Origin of the sequence: Arthrobacter sp. NPDC057013 (assembly GCF_042674585.1) — a bacterium.
Lineage (GTDB): Bacteria > Actinomycetota > Actinomycetes > Actinomycetales > Micrococcaceae > Arthrobacter.
Window position 1 is genome coordinate 197,967 of sequence record NZ_JBHUSE010000005.1, and the last position, 16,364, is coordinate 214,330.

Consider the following 16,364-nt stretch of genomic DNA (forward strand, 5'->3'; position numbering starts at 1 on the left):
GTCTTGCTTGGTCATCTTCAGTGCGTTTTCCGGGCCGCCGGTCCGGGCACCAGCACGGGCGCCCGGCCAAGTCCGGCACCGCCGGGTCCAGGTGTGGGCTCTACATGACGGGTACATTCCCGCCGCTCTGAGCGAAACGAAAAAACCCCGGGAATCCATTGGATTCCCGGGGTTTTCCCTTTGTGCGCGGAGGGGGACTTGAACCCCCACCCCCTTTCGAGGACTAGCACCTCAAGCTAGCGCGTCTGCCATTCCGCCACCCGCGCAGGTGGATTTCGAAGGTCTCTCTCCGCCTTTCAGCGGTTCGCTTCTCTCCGAAGCAGCGAGAAAAACTCTAACACGAACTTTCCGGAAAGTTGGAATCGAGCCGACTGGGTAGGCTGAACCAAGGTGTTCCGGCAGCCAAAAGCCGCCACAACCCGCAAGAACCCGCGTTTCCCCAGCTATAAGGAGTGATCAATGTCTCACGTTCGGCCAGAGGATGAAGTCGTCACCATCTGCCAGGAGCTCATCCGCATCGATTCATCCAACTACGGGGATGGCTCGGGTCCCGGCGAACGTGCGGCGGCCGAATACACCGCAGGCCTGATCAGCGAGGTGGGCCTGGAGGCGGAAATCTTCGAATCGGAGCCGGGCCGGGCGAGCGTGGTCACCCGGATGGCGGGCGAGGACCCCTCCGCCAGCGCCCTCGTGGTCCACGGCCACCTGGACGTGGTGCCCGCCCTGCGTGAACAGTGGTCTGTGGACCCCTTCGGCGGCGAGCTCAAGGACGGCCTGATCTGGGGCCGCGGCGCCGTGGACATGAAGGACATGGATGCAATGATCCTGTCCGTCCTGCGGAACTTCGCCCGCACCGGGCGCAAGCCCAAGCGGGACATCGTCTTCGCGTTCTTTGCCGACGAAGAGGCGGGCGGCGTGCACGGCGCCCAGTACGCGGTGAAGCACCGGCCCGAGCTGTTCGAGGGTGCCACCGAGGCCATTTCCGAAGTGGGCGGCTTCTCGACCACCATCGGCGGCCAGCGCGCCTATCTGCTGCAGACGGCCGAAAAGGGCATCTCCTGGCTGCGGCTCGTGGCGCACGGCCGCGCCGGCCACGGCTCGCAGATCAATACCGACAATGCCATCACCCGGCTCGCCGGCGCCGTGACCCGCATCGGTGAGTACCAGTGGCCCATCGAGCTGACCGCCACCACGCGCCAGTTCCTGGACGGCGTGACGGAAATGACCGGCGTCGAATTCGATCCCGACAATCCGGAGCTGCTCCTAAAGGAACTGGGCACGGTGGCCCGCTTCGTGGGGGCCACGCTGCAGAACACATCCAACCCGACGCTGCTGGGCGGCGGTTACAAGCACAACGTCATCCCGGAGTCCGCCGAGGCCCTCGTGGACTGCCGGACCCTCCCGGGCCAGCAGGACCAGGTCCTGGAGATCGTCAAAGAGCTGGCGGGAAGCGGCGTCGACGTCAGCTACGTGCATAACGATGTATCCCTTGAGGTGCCGTTCGCCGGCAACCTGGTCGACTCCATGATCGATGCCCTGCACTCCGAAGACCCGGGCGCGAAGGTCCTCCCGTACACCCTGTCCGGCGGCACCGACAACAAGTCGCTCAGCAAGCTCGGCATCACCGGCTATGGCTTCGCACCCCTTCAGCTGCCGGACGACCTCGACTTCACCGGCATGTTCCACGGCGTCGACGAACGGGTTCCGGCGGAATCGCTGAAGTTCGGGGCCCGCGTCCTGAACACTCTGCTCACCAACTACTGAGGCTCGCGGTGGAACCGGAACAGCTGCTGCCCGACAGCCTGCTCGAACGGATCCGGGGGCGGGCTGCGGACTACGACCAGCAGAACCGCTTTTTCACAGAGGATCTGGAAGAGCTCGCCGCCGCCGGGTACCTGAAGCTTTTCGTGCCGGAGTCCGACGGCGGGGCGGGTCTTGGCCTGGAGGCGGCGGTCAGCTGCCAGCGGCGGTTGGCGACGGCGGCTCCAGCCACCGCGCTGGCTGTCAACATGCACCTGGTCTGGACAGGGGTGGCCCGCGTCCTCGCTGCACGCGGCGACTCTTCCCTGGACTTCGTGCTGCAGGAGGCAGCGGCGGGGGAGATCTTCGCCTTCGGCAACTCCGAGGCCGGCAACGACTCCGTTCTGTTCGATTCGCTGACGGAGGCAAGGCCCCTGCCGGACGGCGGGTACTCGTTCACGGGCACCAAGATCTTCACGAGCCTCTCGCCGGCCTGGACGCGCCTGGGCATCTTCGGGAAGGACCCTGCCGCACGCGACGGCGACGGCGAACTGGTGCACGGGTTCATCCGCCGGGACACGCCCGGCTACCGGATCCTGGAGGACTGGAACACGCTGGGCATGCGGGCCAGCCAGTCCAACACCACCGTCCTGGACGGTGCCGTCGTCCCGCCCGGCCGCATCTTCCGCAAGCTCCCGGTGGGTCCCAACGCGGATCCGCTGATCTTTGCGATCTTCGCGTGCTTCGAGACGCTGCTTGCCGCTGTCTATGGGGGCATCGGCGAGCGGGCCCTCGTGCTTGCCGTGGAAGCCGCCAGACGCCGGACATCGTTCAAGAACGGTGGCCGGAGCCTGGCGCAGGATCCCGATATCAGGTGGAAGGTGGCCGAGGCCGCCCTGGCCATGGATGCGCTCTACCCCCAGCTTTCGGTCGTGGCCGGCGATGTGGACCGCGTGGCGGACCACGGCAGCCAGTGGTTTCCCAAGCTCGTAGGCGTCAAGGTCCGGGCCACGGAAACGGCGCGGACAGTGGTGGACCTTGCCATCCGGGTCTCCGGCGGCTCCAGCTACTTCCGCGGTTCGGAACTGGAGCGGCTGTACCGGGACGTCCTGGCCGGCATGTTCCACCCCTCAGACGACGAGTCGGCCCACAACACCGTGGCCAACGCCTGGCTGGGCCCGCTGGACGACTAGCCGGGGCAACACAAAGCGGGCGCGCACCATCGCGGTGCGCGCCCGGGAGGCCGGAGCGGCCTAAACGGTGCGCTGCACGTGCGTGACCCGGCGGCGCAGCCAGAAGCGCCTGCCTCCGCCCACGTACAACCTGCTGCGCTCGAGTTCCCACTTGCCGTACTCGGAATGTTCCACGAGCCTGCGCCGGGCTTCGGGCAGGGAATCCTCAGGACCGACGGTCAATACGAGGTACTCGTATTGCCGTGCGTAGTCCCGTTCCCGCCGGACCGAGCTGGTCAGAAAATGTTCCTTCATTGCTCTCCATTTTCGTCCATTTCCCGCTAACGTGAAGGCATGAGCATCGATCCGCGTGTCGCGCTTCAGTCCTTGACTGCCGCTTTGGAAGAACACCTTGCAGCCGCCTCGGCCCGCCGCGGGGATGGTGACCCCTCAGTGGAGACGGCATTCTTCGCAGTTGCCGATGCCTTCGAAGTCTATGAGGACGCCCTCTATGAGGCCTACAACGAAGTGACGCCGCTCCAGGTTTTCGATGACGAGGAAGACGAAGAGGAAGAGGGCGAAGTCGACGACGAGGATCTCGAAATCGTCGAAGAGTAACCCTAGGCCAGGCTGCTGGAGACATCCTCGAGCGCACGTGCTATTTCCGCCGGCAGCGGCGTGAGCTGTGCGTCCAGGATTTCCTTGAGCTGGACCGGCGTGCGGGCACCCACGATGGCGGTAGCCACTCCGTGTTGGGACAGCAGCCAGCTGAGCGCCACGTCCAGCGACGAACGGCCCAGTCCGCGGGCGGCCATGGCAACAGCCTCGACCACCTGCGACGAGGGCTGCTCAAGGTAGGGCTCCACGTAGTTGGCCAGCCGGGTGCCGGCCGCCCTGGAATCGGCGGGCACATGACCGCGGTACTTGCCAGTGAGGACGCCGCGGCCCAGCGGCGCCCAGGCCATCAGCCCCAGGCCCGCGTCCTCAATGGCCGGCACCAGTTCCGCCTCGGGCCTGCGGCGCAGGAGCGAGTACTCTGACTGGTTGGCCACGAGCGGGACTCCGGCGATGGCGGCGGCCTTGGCGGTCTGCCAGCCGTTGTAGTTGGCGATTCCCGCATAGCGGGCCCGTCCGCTGCGGACGGCGAAGTCGAGGGCGGACAACGTCTCCTCAAGCGGGACGTTGGGGTCCCATGCCTGGGCGAACCAGAGATCCACGTAGTCGGTGCCGAGCCGCGCCAGGCTGGCATCCAGTCCGGACAGCATGGCGTTCCGTGACGCGTCCACCCGCTGCCGCCCGTCCGACGGCGACACCCCGGCTTTGGTGGAAATGACCACTTCCGTGCGGGAGACGACGTCGCCCAGCATCGACCCGAGCATGGCTTCAGCCTGGCCGTCCGCATAGGAGGCCGCAGTGTCCACGAGCGTCCCGCCGGCTTCCACAAAGGTGCGCAGCAGCTCCGAGGCGTCCTGCTCGTCCGTTTCACGGGACCACGACATGGTGCCCAGGGAGAGGGAGGAGGCGCGGAGCCCGCTGTTGCCGATGTAACGCTGCTGCATAGCAGCTAGCTTACGGGGAAACCACCCGCCACATGACGTAGGGTCTTAGCGTGAACTGGATTGAAGCGGCCCTGCTGGGTCTTGTGCAGGGACTGACCGAATTCCTACCGATTTCATCGAGCGCCCACCTCCGGATTGTGGGCTCCTTCCTGCCGAATGCGGCGGACCCCGGCGCGGCCTTCACCGCCATCACGCAGCTCGGCACCGAGACAGCCGTCATCGTCTACTTCTGGCGGGACATCGTCCGGATCGTGAAGGCCTGGTTCGGCTCCCTGACCGGGCGGGTCCCGCGCCAGGACCCGGACGCCCGGATGGGCTGGCTGGTGATTCTGGGCAGCCTGCCCATCATTGTCCTCGGCCTGCTGTTCCAGGACCAGATCGAATCAGTCCTGCGTAGCCTGTGGATCGTTGCCACCATGCTGATCGTCTTCGGCCTGATCCTCGCCGTGGCCGACGCCGTCGGCAAGCAGGACCGGGACCTCTCCAGGCTCACCTACAAGCACGGCATCCTCTACGGCTTCGCCCAGGCCATGGCCCTGATTCCTGGTGTTTCCCGCTCCGGCGGCACCATCACCGCCGGGCTCCTCATGGGCTACACGCGTGAAGCCGCCGCACGCTACTCCTTCCTCCTCGCCATCCCCGCGGTTTTCGGCAGCGGCCTTTACCAGCTCTTCAAGGTGGTGGCCAAGGACGGCGTGAGCGGCCCCTTCGGCCTGGGGGAGACAGCCCTGGCGACGGTGATTGCGTTTGCGATCGGCTACGTCATCATCGGCTGGTTCCTGAAGTTCATCTCAACGCGCAGCTACCGGCTGTTTGTCTGGTACCGCATCTTCCTGGGCCTCGCCCTGTACCTGCTGCTCGGTTTCAATGTCATCAGCGCCTAGCACTAGGCTTGGTCTGTGAAGTCCTGGATCTCCCGCCCCGTGCCTGTCCTGCCGGGGGAAATGCCCGCGGTCCGCTTGTTTGATACAACCGCAGGCCGCGCTGTAACCCTGAATGCCGATGGCGAAAAGTCGATGTATGTCTGCGGGATCACCCCGTATGACGCGACCCACATGGGGCACGCTGCCAGCTACATAGCGTTTGACCTTCTGAACCGCGCCTGGCGCGACGGCGGGCAGCAGGTTGAGTACGTCCAGAACATCACCGACGTCGATGACCCGCTGCTGGAGCGTGCCGAGGCCACAGGCGTCGACTGGCGCGAACTGGCCGAGAGCCAGATCGAGCTTTTCCGTACCGACATGGAAGCCCTCAACGTCATCGCCCCCGACCATTACGTGGGTGCCGTCGAAGCCATGCCGCTAATCGTGCCTGCGGTTGAACGGCTCCTGCACCAGGGGCTCGCCTACCGCGTCACCGGCACCCCGGGTGAGCCCGACGGCGACGTCTATTACGACGTCGAAGCTGCCAGCAAGCACGCCGTCGGCGTGGACGCCTGGACGCTCGGCGCCGTCTCCGGACTGCCCGAAGCCGAGATGCTGGAGCTGTTTGCCGAGCGGGGCGGCGACCCCGGCAGGGCAGGCAAGCGCCAGGCCCTCGACCCCCTGCTGTGGCGCGTCGCCCGCGACGGCGAGCCCAGCTGGCCCGGCGGCGAGCTGGGGGAGGGCCGCCCCGGCTGGCACATCGAGTGCACCGTGATAGCCCAGAAGTACCTCCCCGCTCCATTCACCGTGCAGGGCGGCGGCTCGGACCTGGTCTTCCCGCACCACGAAATGGGCGCCGGGCACGCCTACTCACTGTCCGGTGTTCCCCTCGCCGAGCACTTCGCCCACGCCGGCATGGTGGGCCTGGACGGCGAAAAGATGTCCAAGTCCAAGGGCAACCTGGTCCTCGTCTCCAGGCTCCGCGCTGCCGGCGAAGAACCCGCGGCCATCCGCCTTGCCATCCTGGCGCACCACTACCGGTCCGACTGGTCCTGGACGGCGGAAGGCTTCGAGCAGGCGAAGGCACGCCTCGAACGGTGGCGTTCAGCGCTGGCCGCCGCGCCCGCCGGAACCGCCCCGGAACTGGTCGGGCACATGCGCGAAGCCCTTGCCAACGACCTGGATGCCCCGTCAGCCCTGGCGGCCGTCGACCAATGGGCAGACGCCGCGCTTGGCAACACTGCCCCTAATGCCACGGGCAACGCATCTGAAGCAGACCAGGCTTTGGTGCGCGACGCCTTCAACGCGCTCCTCGGCGTCGAACTCTAACGCCCGTTTCGACGGTTCCCTGCCCGCACGACGTTCCGCAACGTCTAACGGGCAGGGAACCGTCGAAACGGCGGAGCCCCAGCCGTGCGGGCCCTCAGGGCTTGTCCTTGCCCCGCCGCTTCAGGTAGCGCTCAAACTCGCGCGCAATGGATTCACCGCTGGCCTCGGGCAGGTCGGCGGTGTCCTTGGCCTCCTCCAGCTGGCGCACGTACGCGGCAATTTCGGGATCCTCGGTGGCCAGTTCGTTGACGCCGCGCTCCCACGCCTCGGCCTCCTCGGCCAGTTCGTGCGTGTCCAGGGGAACCTGAAGCAGCTCCTCGATGCGGTGCAGCAGCGCCAGCTGTGCCTTGGGCGACGGGGCCTGGGCTACGTAGTGCGGCACCGCGGCCCAGAGCGAGACCGTGGGGATGCCGGCGAGCAGGGACACCTCGGACAGTACGCCCACGATCCCGACGGGCCCTTCATACTGTGAGGCTTCGAGGTTGAGCCGTTCCCGGAGTGCACTGTCGTCGGTGGAGGTGCTGACCGGGATGGGGCGGCTGTGCGGCACGTCCGCCAGGAGCGCTCCCACCAGGACCACGTAGTCAACGTGAAGCGCCTCGGCGTGAACCAGCAGTTCCGCCGTATACGCGCGCCACTTATAGGACGGTTCGGTTCCCTGGATGAAAATCACGTCCACGTTGGTGCCGGGAGCGCTGGCCTTGTAGATCCGCGTGGACGGCCACTTGATCTTGCGTTCGCCGGAGGAAGTGCGGCGGACGGTGGGCCGGGTGAACTGGAAGTCGTAGTACTCGTCGGCGTCGATGGACGCTACCTTCTTCCCGCCCCACAGCTTGTTGAGATAACGGAGCGCATCACTGGCGGCTTCCCCCGCGTCATTCCAGCCCTCGAACGCTGCCAGCATCACAGTAATGCGCTGACCTTCGGGAACAGGCTGCAGCAGCTGCTCCGTCTCAGGCGCGGTGCCCGGTTCGTTGGTGTCTCCCTCGAAGCTATTCATCCCTTCACCCTACGTCCACAAGTGTTGCTGTTGCATAGAACGAACCGCCGCAGATCCGGACAAACCCCTGTACCCACGGGCATTCCTGCGGGTCACCCACTCGGTCGCCCCTGCAGGCGCGGCGCGGATATTCGCCGACGGCGTACGCGCGGGGCCCGCGGCAGGGCTCCGCCGGGCGGCCCGGTACAGTGGAACGTATGGAATCTGCCGCCACCCAGCCCTTGCTCAAAGCCGTTTTATGGGACATGGACGGCACCATCGTTGACACCGAACCGTACTGGATCGAAGCCGAGCACAACCTTGTCGAAGCCTACGGGGGGACGTGGTCGCACGAACAGGCCATGCAGCTCGTCGGGCAATCGCTGGTCCACTCGGCCGGCATCCTCCAGCGCGCCGGCGTGCGGCTGGAGATCCGCGAGATCATCGATACCCTCACCACGCAGGTGATCAGCCGCGTCCGGGAGAATGTGCCGTGGCGTCCCGGGGCCCGCGAACTGCTGGATGAACTTTTCAGCGCCGGCGTGCGTTGTGCCCTTGTGACCATGTCAGAGGCACCGCTGGCCCGCGAGATTGTGGCCAGCCTTCCCCGGTCCTACTTCGAGTTCCTCGTCACCGGCGACACCGTGACCAAGGGCAAGCCGCACCCGGAGGCGTACCTCAAGGCTGTGGACCTGCTGAAGCAGCAGGACCCCGACCTCACCGCCGACCACTGTGTGGCCCTGGAGGACTCGGGGCCAGGTGTTGCCGCTGCCGTGGCGTCGGGTGTCGTCACGGTGGCCATTCCGCACCTGGTGCCGCTGCCGGAGGACGCCCGCAGGACCACCTGGGATACCCTCGCGGACCGCTCGGTGGCCGAACTGGAGGAACTGGTCCGTCTCCGCCTCGGCTCGGGCGAACCGGCGGCAGCTTTCGAGAACGTCAGCTAAGGAGCCCGGAACGTGTCTGAGCCCGCGGGATCCGGTCAGCAGTCCCCGAACGTGCAAGCCCCCGCCAGCCGCCGGGAGGGAATCCCGCTCGGCCGGATCGCCGGCATTCCCATCATCCTGGCCTACTCATGGTTCATCATCGCCGGCTTCACGGTGATCGTGTATGGACCCGTGCTGCAGCACGGCACCCCGTCACTGGGCATCGGGGCGTACTACGTAGCGTTCGCCTACGCGCTGTTGCTCCTGCTCTCGGTGCTCGTCCACGAACTCGCGCACGCGCTGACGGCCAAGATCTACGGCTGGCCCAGCGAGAAAATCGTGCTCAACCTTTGGGGCGGCCACACCCAGTTTGAAAGCTTCACCGCCACCCCAGGACGATCCGTGCTGGTGGCCATGGCCGGGCCCGCCGCCAACTTTGTGCTCGCAGGGGCGGCCTGGCTGGTGATCTCCTCGGGCGGACTGTCCGGCGTGGCGGACACCCTCCTGAACATCTTCTTCTGGGCGAACCTCGTGATCGGCATCTTCAACGTGCTGCCCGGGCTGCCGCTGGACGGCGGCCGCCTAGTGGAATCCGCCGTCTGGAAGGCAACCGGCAGCCATGCCAAAGGCACCGTCGCCGCGGGCTGGGGTGGACGCATCATCGTCATCGCGCTGGGCCTGTGGTTCTTGGTCCGGCCGCTGCTCAGCGGGGACGTTCCGGACACCAGCATGCTGCTCATCACCGTCCTGGTCGGCGGTTTCCTGTGGATGGGCGCCTCCGCATCGATCCAGCAGGGCCGCCTGCGCGGCAGGCTCCATCTGGTGAGCGCCGCTGCGCTGGCCGAACCCGCCGTCGGCCTTCCCGAAACGGGCAGCGTCAGCGACGTCCTGGGGGTATCAGCAGGCGGCCGAAACGCCGTCGTGCTGTGCGCTCCGGACGGCAGGCCCAACAGCGTGGTGGACCCCGCGGCCTTGGCCGCCGTACCGGCCCAGGTAGCCGGCAGCACCCCCGCCGGAGCGGTCGCCTACCCCCTCGGAGCCGGCGCCTACGTGCCGGAATGGTCCAAGGGGCAGGAGTTGCTGCAGTACCTGGCGCAGCTCGAAGGACACGACTACGCGGTGGTCGACCACAACGGCCGGGTCACAGGACTGCTGCGGCAGTCCACAGTGGTGACGGCCATAACAGGCAAGGCCCCCCGCTAAACACGCGCCGGCACGGCCGGAACCGGTAGAGTTACGTGCCGGTCGTGAAATCGGCAGCGGGTGCACGGCGCCCTGCCTGACCGCCACGGTGCACGCCAACACAGCTTTCACAGGAGCGAGGACACAGTCATGAGCAGCGAATCTGCCGCCAACGGAACCAGCACGGGCCTTTCCTCCGGCACTGCAGCCGGGACGGCGGACCAGCCGGTGGGCGCTGCCCGGCGGCGCGGCCCCTTCCGCGAAGGCGAACGGGTCCAGCTGACGGACGAGCGCGGGCGGATGAACACCATCAGCCTCGAGTCCGGCGGAGCCTTCCACACCCACCGGGGCTTCCTCAACCACGATGACATCATCGGCAAGGTGGACGGCTCGGTGGTGGTCAACAACGTCGGCCAGCAGTACCAGACGCTCCGCCCGCTGCTGTCCGACTTCGTCCTGTCCATGCCCCGCGGCGCGGCCGTGGTCTACCCCAAGGACGCGGGCCAGATCATCACCATGGCCGACATCTTCCCCGGTGCCCGCGTGGTGGAAGCAGGCGTGGGCTCAGGCGCACTCTCCATCTCGCTGCTGCGTGCGGTGGGGGACCAGGGCTACCTGCACTCCTTCGAACGCCGCGAGGAATTCGCGGCCATCGCCCGCGGCAACGTGGAGACCATTTTCGGCGGCCCACACCCGGCGTGGCAGATCTCCCTCGGGGACTTCCAGGAGGAAGTGGTCCGCGCTGAAGAGCCAGGCTCCATCGACCGCGTGGTCCTGGACATGCTGGCACCCTGGGAATGCCTCGACGCCGTGGCCACCGTCCTGGCCCCCGGCGGCGTGTGGATCAACTACGTCGCCACCGTCACCCAGCTCTCCCGCACGGCGGAGGCCATCCGCGCTGACGGCCGCTTCACCGAACCGGACGCCTGGGAATCCATGGTCCGCGGCTGGCACCTCGAAGGACTCGCCGTCCGCCCGGACCACCGCATGGTGGCCCACACCGGTTTCCTGCTGGTCACCCGGCGGCTCGCCGACGGCGTCACCGGCATCTCCGTTAAGCGGCGCCCCTCCAAGACCGACTTCAACGAGGAGGACGTCAACGCCTGGACACCCGGCGCCGTAGGGGAGCGCCTCGTCTCGGACAAGAAGCTCCGCCGGGCCGCGCGGGACGCCATCGCCGGCACCAACGTGAAGGACGATCCGGAGATCACAAACTAGTCCGTATTTCGGATGTCGTCGGCTCTACCAGCCAACTTGGGGCTATGGTCTTAAGAGAAGCGCAGGAAGGGGCTGATGACCATGGAGACTCCAAACAACGACTCCGTGCCAACGCCGGCTGAACAGGCTGGCGCCAACGAACTGTCTTTCGCGGACCGGCAGGTCAATATCCTTAGGGACAAACTGAGGCATATCGACCGCCAACTGGCAGCTGCCACGCAAAACAACACCAAGCTCGTGGCGATGCTGGAAACTGCCAAGGCCGAAATACTCCGGCTGAAGAACGCCCTGGACCAGGAGGGGCAGCCGCCGTACAGCTTCGGCACCATCCTCCAGCTGAACCCGCGGCGGCAGCCCACAGGCAGCGGCCAGGCAGCCACCGAGGAATCGGTGGACATTTTCAACGCCGGACGCAAGATGCGGGTTGGCATCAGCCCTCTGGTCAACATCAACCAGCTGGCCGTCGGCCAGGAAGTCCTTCTCAACGAGGCGCTCCTGGTGGTGGCCGGCCTTGGCTATGAGCGCGCCGGCGAACTCGTCACGCTCAAGGAACTGCTCGGTCCGGACCGCGCCCTGGTGCTGGGCCGTGCCGACGAGGAACGCGTCATCCGGCTCGCCGGTCCGCTGCTGAGCGAGAAGCTGCGGGTGGGCGACGCCTTGTCCATCGATTCCCGCACCGGGTACGCCCTCGAAAAGGTCCCGCGCTCCGAGGTCGAAAACCTCGTCCTGGAGGAAGTCCCGGACATCACCTACGAGGACATCGGTGGACTGGGCCCGCAGATCGAACAGATCCGGGACGCCATCGAACTGCCGTTCCTGCACCCGGACCTGTACCGCGAGCACGGGCTCAAGGCGCCCAAGGGCATCCTGCTCTACGGCCCTCCGGGCTGCGGCAAGACCCTCATCGCCAAGGCAGTGGCAAACTCGCTGGCCGCACGCGCAGCGGAACGCTCGGGCAACGTTGACCTGAAGAGCTACTTCCTGAACATCAAGGGCCCCGAACTCCTCGACAAGTACGTCGGCGAAACCGAACGCCACATCCGGCTGATCTTCTCCCGGGCCCGCGAAAAGGCCTCGGACGGCAGCCCGGTGGTGGTCTTCTTCGACGAGATGGATTCGCTGTTCCGCACCCGCGGCACGGGCATCTCCTCCGACGTCGAAACCACGATCGTGCCGCAGCTGCTGAGCGAGATCGACGGCGTGGAGCGGCTGGACAACGTCATTGTCATCGGTGCCTCCAACCGCGAGGACATGATCGACCCCGCCATCCTGCGCCCGGGCCGCCTTGACGTGAAGGTCAAGATCCAGCGCCCCGACGCCGAGGCCGCCGCGGACATCTTCAGGAAATACATCACCCCGGACCTGCCCTTCCACGAGGATGACCTGGTGGAGCACGACGGCGATGTGCTGGCGACCGTCGATGCCATGGTCCAGCGGACAGTGGAGTCGATGTACTCGACGGAGAAATCCAACGAGTTCCTGGAAGTCACCTACGCCAACGGCGACACCGAGATGCTCTACTTCAAGGACTTCAACTCCGGGGCCGTGGTCCAGAACGTCGTGGACCGTGCCAAGAAGTACGCCATCAAGGACCTCCTGACTACTCAGCAGAAGGGCCTGCGCATCGACCACCTGCTGCGTGCCGTCGTCGATGAGTTCCGCGAGCACGAGGACATGCCCAACACCACCAACCCCGATGACTGGGCACGCATCTCCGGCAAGAAGGGTGAGCGCATCACTTATATCCGCACCATCGTCCAGGGCAAGGCCGGCCAGGAGCCCGGCAAATCCATCGAGACCATGCCCAACACGGGCCAGTACCTGTGACGGCCGGCTCCGAATCAGCGCTGGGAGGTGGCCTGCCGGCCGGTGGCGCCATGCGGGTCATGGGGTCAGAAACCGAATACGGGATTCACGCGCCGGCCGCTCCGGGAGCCAATGCCACCATGATGTCCGCACGGGTGGTCCAGGCTTACGCCCAGGTGACCCGGCTGCGGGCCGCCGGCGGCGCCGAAACCCGCTGGGACTACACGGACGAAGAGCCGCTGCACGACGCCCGCGGCTGGACTTTGGAACGCGGCCAGGCCCACCCGAGCCAGCTGACGGACCAGCCGCCGGTGCTCGACGCTGAAGCCGTGGCGCTTGCCTACGGCCGGGAGGAGCTTGAGCTCGACGGCGAGGACGAATCGGGCTCACTGCTGATGAACATGGTGCTCGGCAACGGGGCACGCCTCTACGTGGACCATGCCCACCCCGAGTACTCCAGCCCGGAGGTCACCAACCCCACGGCGGCAGTGACCTGGGACGCGGCCGGTGACCTCGTGGGCCTGGCTGCCGTCCGCAGGCTGGCCAGCGACACGGAACTTCCCGCCGTCAACCTCTATAAGAACAACACGGACAACAAGTCCGTGTCCTACGGGTCGCACGAGAACTACCTCATGCCGCGGTCCGTGCCGTTCGGCGACATTGTCCGCGGACTGACCCCGTTCTTCGTGTCGCGGCAGATCATCTGCGGCTCGGGGCGGGTGGGCCTAAGCCAGGACAGTTCCCGGCCCGGCTACCAGATGAGCCAGCGGGCGGACTTTTTCGAGGCGGAGGTGGGCCTTGAGACCACCATCCGGCGGCCCATTATCAACACCCGCGACGAGCCCCATGCCACGGCGGACAAGTACCGGCGGCTGCACGTCATCATCGGCGACGCCAACCTGAGCCAGATGTCCAACTACCTGAAGTTCGGGACCACCGCCATGGTGCTCAGCCTGATCGAGGCAGGCCTGGCTCCGCGGATCGAGGTCCACGAGCCGGTGGCCGCACTGCAGTCCATCAGCCACGACACCACCCTGACCACCAAGGTCAGGCTGGTGGACGGCCGGCGGGTGACTGCCCTGGACCTGCAGTGGATGTACCACGAGGCTGCCGCCAAACTCGCCCAGGACACCGGGGTGGGGGATGCCGTTGACGGTGACGGCCACACCCACGCCGTGCTGGAGCGCTGGGCCACCACCCTGACCCAGCTGGACAGCGACCGGGCCGCCGCGGCCACGTCGGTCGAATGGCTGGCCAAGCTCTCCATCCTGGAGGGCTACCGCCAGCGCGACGGGCTCCAGTGGGATGACGCCCGGCTGGGCCTGGTGGACCTGCAGTGGGCTGACCTCCGCCCCGAAAAAGGGCTCTACTACCGCTTGCTCTCCCGGAATCGGATGCAGCGGATCGTGGACGACGCCGACATCGCCGCCGCGGTGACCGCACCGCCGTCGGACACCCGGGCCTACTTCCGCGGACGCTGCGTCAGCAGCTTCAGCAAGGACGTGGTGGGAGCCAGCTGGGACTCGGTGATTTTCGACGTCCCGGGCTACGGACGGCTGCAGCGCGTCCCCACCCGGGAGCCGCTGCGCGGCACCAAAGCTTTGACCGGCGGCCTGTTTGACAGACACCGCGAGGCGGGCCCCTTCCTCGCCGAACTCCTCGGATCGGCACCGGCTCCGCCACCGGCATAATGCACCCCGAAAAGGCCCTTTGCGTGGCAATATGGGCATACAAGATGTCCTCCCGGAACGGGGGACTGGATAAAGGAGAAGGACATGGCAGGCCAGGAGCAACAGCAGCCACAGCCACGCGACACCGAGGTCGAGGAAGAGGTCCCCGTACCGCCGGCGCCCGCAGATGGCCAGGCCTCCGCGTCGACCCAGGGTGTTGACGATCTCCTCGACGAGATCGACGGCGTCCTGGAGTCCAACGCAGAGGAATTCGTCCGGGCATTCGTGCAAAAGGGCGGCCAGTAGACCGGCAGCGACCCACCCGCACCGGGCACGGAGGCCAGAGGGACCGGACAGCCGCTGAAGTATCACGTTGAAGGAGTGCACCAGTGCAGGAGACAACAGCCAACAAGGTAGCCGCCCACGCGACGTCGTCGTTCACTGAGCATCTCCAACGCGACCGTCCGGAACTGCTTCCCCAATACGCACCATTCACCACGGGCACGTCCGCCGGCCAGCCGCTCCCCGTGCCCCACGCCACCACCATCGTGGCCATGACCTACGCCGGGGGCATCGTCATGGCAGGCGACCGCCGCGCGACCATGGGCAACATCATCGCCAGCCGGCACATCGAGAAGGTCTTTCCTGCCGACCAGTATTCGGTCCTGGGAATCGCCGGCACGGCAGGGATCGCGATCGACCTGACCCGCCTGTTCCAGGTGGAACTCGAGCACTACGAGAAGATCGAGGGCACGCTGCTGAGCCTGGACGGCAAGGCGAACCGGTTGGGCGCCATGATCCGCGGCAACCTGCCCATGGCGCTGCAGGGCCTCGCAGTGGTCCCGCTGTTCGCAGGGTTTGACACGGCCGCCGGCGTGGGCCGGCTCTTCTCCTATGACGTGACCGGCGGCCGCTATGAGGAACAGGAGCACCACGCCGTGGGCTCCGGGTCAATGTTCGCCCGCGGCGCCCTCAAAAAGCTTTGGCGGCCCAACCTGCCCGAAGAGGAAGCCATAGCCGTGGCTGTCGAATCCCTCTACGACGCCGCCGACGACGACTCCGCCACCGGCGGCCCCGACCCCGTGCGGCAACTGTGGCCCGTGGTCTACGCCGTCAACCGGGCAGGTGCCCGGCGGGTCTCCGAGCGGGAACTCGCGGCCATGGCCGGAAACATCATCGAGTCCAGGGCAGCTGCCAGGAGGGAGGCCTGATATGACACAGCAGTTCTATGTCTCTCCCGAACAGCTGATGAAGGACCGTGCGGATTTCGCACGGAAAGGCATCGCCCGCGGCCGGTCCGTCATCGTGATCAGCTGCGAGGACGGAATCGCCCTGGTGGCCGAGAACCCGTCTCCGTCCCTGCACAAGATCGGCGAGATCTACGACAAGATCGCCTTCGCCGCCGTCGGAAAGTACAACGAGTTTGAGAGCCTCCGCCAGGCCGGCGTGCGCTACGCCGACGTCCGCGGCTATTCCTACGACCGCGAGGACGTCACCGCCCGGGGACTGGCCAGCGTCTACGCCCAGAGCCTGGGCGCCGTCTTCACCGCGGAACAGAAGCCGTTCGAGGTGGAACTCGCCGTAGCCGAGGTGGGTGCCAGCCAGGACCTCGACCACCTTTACCGCCTGACGTTTGACGGCTCGATCGCGGACGAGCACAACTTCATCGTGATGGGCGGCCAGGCGGACAAGGTGTCCGGTTCGATCGAGGGCGGCTGGCAGCGGGATCTGTCGTTCGCGGCGGCGATCCGGCTCGCCGTCAGGGGCCTCGTGACGGACAACGAGGCACCTGACCTGCCGGCCAGGGCCTTGGAAGTGGCGGTGCTGTACCGCAGTTCGGAAAGCAACAGGGGGACGCGGAGGGCTTTCCGCAGATTGTCCGACCAGGACGTTGTGGAACTGCTGGCTGAGGAGAGCTGA

The 16,364-nt window shown here is 66.6% G+C and carries 16 protein-coding genes and 1 tRNA gene; 13 read left to right on the forward strand and 4 right to left on the reverse strand.

Features of this window, described 5'->3' with window-relative positions; genetic code table 11:
• Window positions 1–183: 183 nt before the first annotated feature.
• A tRNA-Leu gene (locus ACFTSA_RS09650) sits at window positions 184–266 on the reverse strand.
• A 193-nt stretch (window positions 267–459) separates the two neighbouring features.
• Between ACFTSA_RS09650 and ACFTSA_RS09655 the strand changes: the two genes are divergently transcribed.
• Window positions 460–1,764 carry a M20/M25/M40 family metallo-hydrolase gene (locus tag ACFTSA_RS09655; RefSeq protein WP_377951052.1) on the forward strand — a complete coding sequence of 435 codons (1,305 nt, stop codon included), beginning with the start codon at window positions 460–462 and terminating at the stop codon, window positions 1,762–1,764.
• 8 nt (window positions 1,765–1,772) lie between these two features.
• On the forward strand, window positions 1,773–2,933 hold the full coding sequence (locus tag ACFTSA_RS09660; protein WP_377951054.1) for an acyl-CoA dehydrogenase family protein: 1,161 nt from the start codon (window positions 1,773–1,775) through the stop codon (window positions 2,931–2,933).
• 60 nt (window positions 2,934–2,993) lie between these two features.
• Here the strand turns inward: ACFTSA_RS09660 and ACFTSA_RS09665 are convergent, their stop codons facing one another.
• Window positions 2,994–3,227 carry a DUF5703 family protein gene (locus ACFTSA_RS09665; RefSeq protein WP_377951055.1) on the reverse strand — a complete coding sequence of 78 codons (234 nt, stop codon included), beginning with the start codon at window positions 3,225–3,227 and terminating at the stop codon, window positions 2,994–2,996.
• 39 nt (window positions 3,228–3,266) lie between these two features.
• Here ACFTSA_RS09665 and ACFTSA_RS09670 point away from each other — a divergent pair, with 39 nt between their 5' ends.
• Complete coding sequence (locus ACFTSA_RS09670) at window positions 3,267–3,530, forward strand: hypothetical protein (protein ID WP_331568753.1); 264 nt, start codon at window positions 3,267–3,269, stop codon at window positions 3,528–3,530.
• A gap of 2 nt (window positions 3,531–3,532) precedes the next feature.
• On the opposite strand, the gene ACFTSA_RS09675 is transcribed toward ACFTSA_RS09670, so the two are convergent.
• Entirely contained in the window at window positions 3,533–4,471 is a 939-nt protein-coding gene (locus ACFTSA_RS09675) for an aldo/keto reductase (RefSeq protein WP_377951057.1), read from the reverse strand.
• Window positions 4,472–4,521: 50 nt separating this feature from the next.
• Between ACFTSA_RS09675 and ACFTSA_RS09680 the strand changes: the two genes are divergently transcribed.
• Both ACFTSA_RS09680 and mshC read left to right on the forward strand, forming a co-directional pair.
• Window positions 4,522–5,355, forward strand: a complete 834-nt coding sequence (locus tag ACFTSA_RS09680) for an undecaprenyl-diphosphate phosphatase (protein WP_354259890.1) — start codon at window positions 4,522–4,524, stop codon at window positions 5,353–5,355.
• A gap of 15 nt (window positions 5,356–5,370) precedes the next feature.
• Window positions 5,371–6,663 carry a cysteine--1-D-myo-inosityl 2-amino-2-deoxy-alpha-D-glucopyranoside ligase gene (gene mshC / locus ACFTSA_RS09685; protein WP_377951058.1) on the forward strand — a complete coding sequence of 431 codons (1,293 nt, stop codon included), beginning with the start codon at window positions 5,371–5,373 and terminating at the stop codon, window positions 6,661–6,663.
• A gap of 94 nt (window positions 6,664–6,757) precedes the next feature.
• Here mshC and ACFTSA_RS09690 read toward each other — a convergent pair whose 3' ends face one another.
• Window positions 6,758–7,663 carry a PAC2 family protein gene (locus ACFTSA_RS09690; protein WP_354259885.1) on the reverse strand — a complete coding sequence of 302 codons (906 nt, stop codon included), beginning with the start codon at window positions 7,661–7,663 and terminating at the stop codon, window positions 6,758–6,760.
• 197 nt (window positions 7,664–7,860) lie between these two features.
• Between ACFTSA_RS09690 and ACFTSA_RS09695 the strand changes: the two genes are divergently transcribed.
• From ACFTSA_RS09695 to prcA, 8 genes are all read left to right on the forward strand, one after another.
• A complete protein-coding gene (locus tag ACFTSA_RS09695) occupies window positions 7,861–8,589 on the forward strand; it encodes an HAD family hydrolase (RefSeq protein ID WP_377951059.1) in 729 nt (242 codons plus the stop codon).
• Window positions 8,590–8,601: 12 nt separating this feature from the next.
• The gene (locus tag ACFTSA_RS09700) at window positions 8,602–9,771 is read left to right on the forward strand and encodes a site-2 protease family protein (protein ID WP_377951060.1); all 1,170 of its coding nucleotides are present in this window, start codon (window positions 8,602–8,604) and stop codon (window positions 9,769–9,771) included.
• A 129-nt stretch (window positions 9,772–9,900) separates the two neighbouring features.
• Window positions 9,901–10,968 carry a tRNA (adenine-N1)-methyltransferase gene (locus ACFTSA_RS09705; RefSeq protein WP_377951061.1) on the forward strand — a complete coding sequence of 356 codons (1,068 nt, stop codon included), beginning with the start codon at window positions 9,901–9,903 and terminating at the stop codon, window positions 10,966–10,968.
• Window positions 10,969–11,049: 81 nt separating this feature from the next.
• A complete protein-coding gene (arc, locus tag ACFTSA_RS09710; protein ID WP_377951134.1) occupies window positions 11,050–12,795 on the forward strand; it encodes a proteasome ATPase in 1,746 nt (581 codons plus the stop codon).
• A gap of 50 nt (window positions 12,796–12,845) precedes the next feature.
• A complete protein-coding gene (dop, locus tag ACFTSA_RS09715; RefSeq protein ID WP_377951135.1) occupies window positions 12,846–14,465 on the forward strand; it encodes a depupylase/deamidase Dop in 1,620 nt (539 codons plus the stop codon).
• An 84-nt stretch (window positions 14,466–14,549) separates the two neighbouring features.
• A complete protein-coding gene (locus tag ACFTSA_RS09720) occupies window positions 14,550–14,750 on the forward strand; it encodes a ubiquitin-like protein Pup (RefSeq protein WP_331568735.1) in 201 nt (66 codons plus the stop codon).
• A gap of 83 nt (window positions 14,751–14,833) precedes the next feature.
• Window positions 14,834–15,655 carry a proteasome subunit beta gene (gene prcB, locus ACFTSA_RS09725; RefSeq protein ID WP_377951062.1) on the forward strand — a complete coding sequence of 274 codons (822 nt, stop codon included), beginning with the start codon at window positions 14,834–14,836 and terminating at the stop codon, window positions 15,653–15,655.
• A 1-nt stretch (window position 15,656) separates the two neighbouring features.
• Window positions 15,657–16,364 (forward strand): proteasome subunit alpha, encoded by a 708-nt coding sequence (prcA, locus tag ACFTSA_RS09730; RefSeq protein WP_377951064.1) that lies wholly within the window; start codon window positions 15,657–15,659, stop codon window positions 16,362–16,364.

What these genes read in the sequence shown, in the direction of transcription:
- ACFTSA_RS09655 (WP_377951052.1), top strand. Translation starts at nt 460, where the DNA reads ATGTCTCACGTTCGGCCAGAGGATGAAGTCGTCACCATCTGCCAGGAG.
- ACFTSA_RS09665 (WP_377951055.1), bottom strand. Translation starts at nt 3,227, where the DNA reads ATGAAGGAACATTTTCTGACCAGCTCGGTCCGGCGGGAACGGGACTAC.
- ACFTSA_RS09670 (WP_331568753.1), top strand. Translation starts at nt 3,267, where the DNA reads ATGAGCATCGATCCGCGTGTCGCGCTTCAGTCCTTGACTGCCGCTTTG.
- ACFTSA_RS09675 (WP_377951057.1), bottom strand. Translation starts at nt 4,471, where the DNA reads ATGCAGCAGCGTTACATCGGCAACAGCGGGCTCCGCGCCTCCTCCCTC.
- ACFTSA_RS09690 (WP_354259885.1), bottom strand. Translation starts at nt 7,663, where the DNA reads ATGAATAGCTTCGAGGGAGACACCAACGAACCGGGCACCGCGCCTGAG.
- ACFTSA_RS09695 (WP_377951059.1), top strand. Translation starts at nt 7,861, where the DNA reads ATGGAATCTGCCGCCACCCAGCCCTTGCTCAAAGCCGTTTTATGGGAC.
- ACFTSA_RS09705 (WP_377951061.1), top strand. Translation starts at nt 9,901, where the DNA reads ATGAGCAGCGAATCTGCCGCCAACGGAACCAGCACGGGCCTTTCCTCC.
- arc (WP_377951134.1), top strand. Translation starts at nt 11,050, where the DNA reads ATGGAGACTCCAAACAACGACTCCGTGCCAACGCCGGCTGAACAGGCT.
- dop (WP_377951135.1), top strand. Translation starts at nt 12,846, where the DNA reads ATGCGGGTCATGGGGTCAGAAACCGAATACGGGATTCACGCGCCGGCC.
- ACFTSA_RS09720 (WP_331568735.1), top strand. Translation starts at nt 14,550, where the DNA reads ATGGCAGGCCAGGAGCAACAGCAGCCACAGCCACGCGACACCGAGGTC.
- prcA (WP_377951064.1), top strand. Translation starts at nt 15,657, where the DNA reads ATGACACAGCAGTTCTATGTCTCTCCCGAACAGCTGATGAAGGACCGT.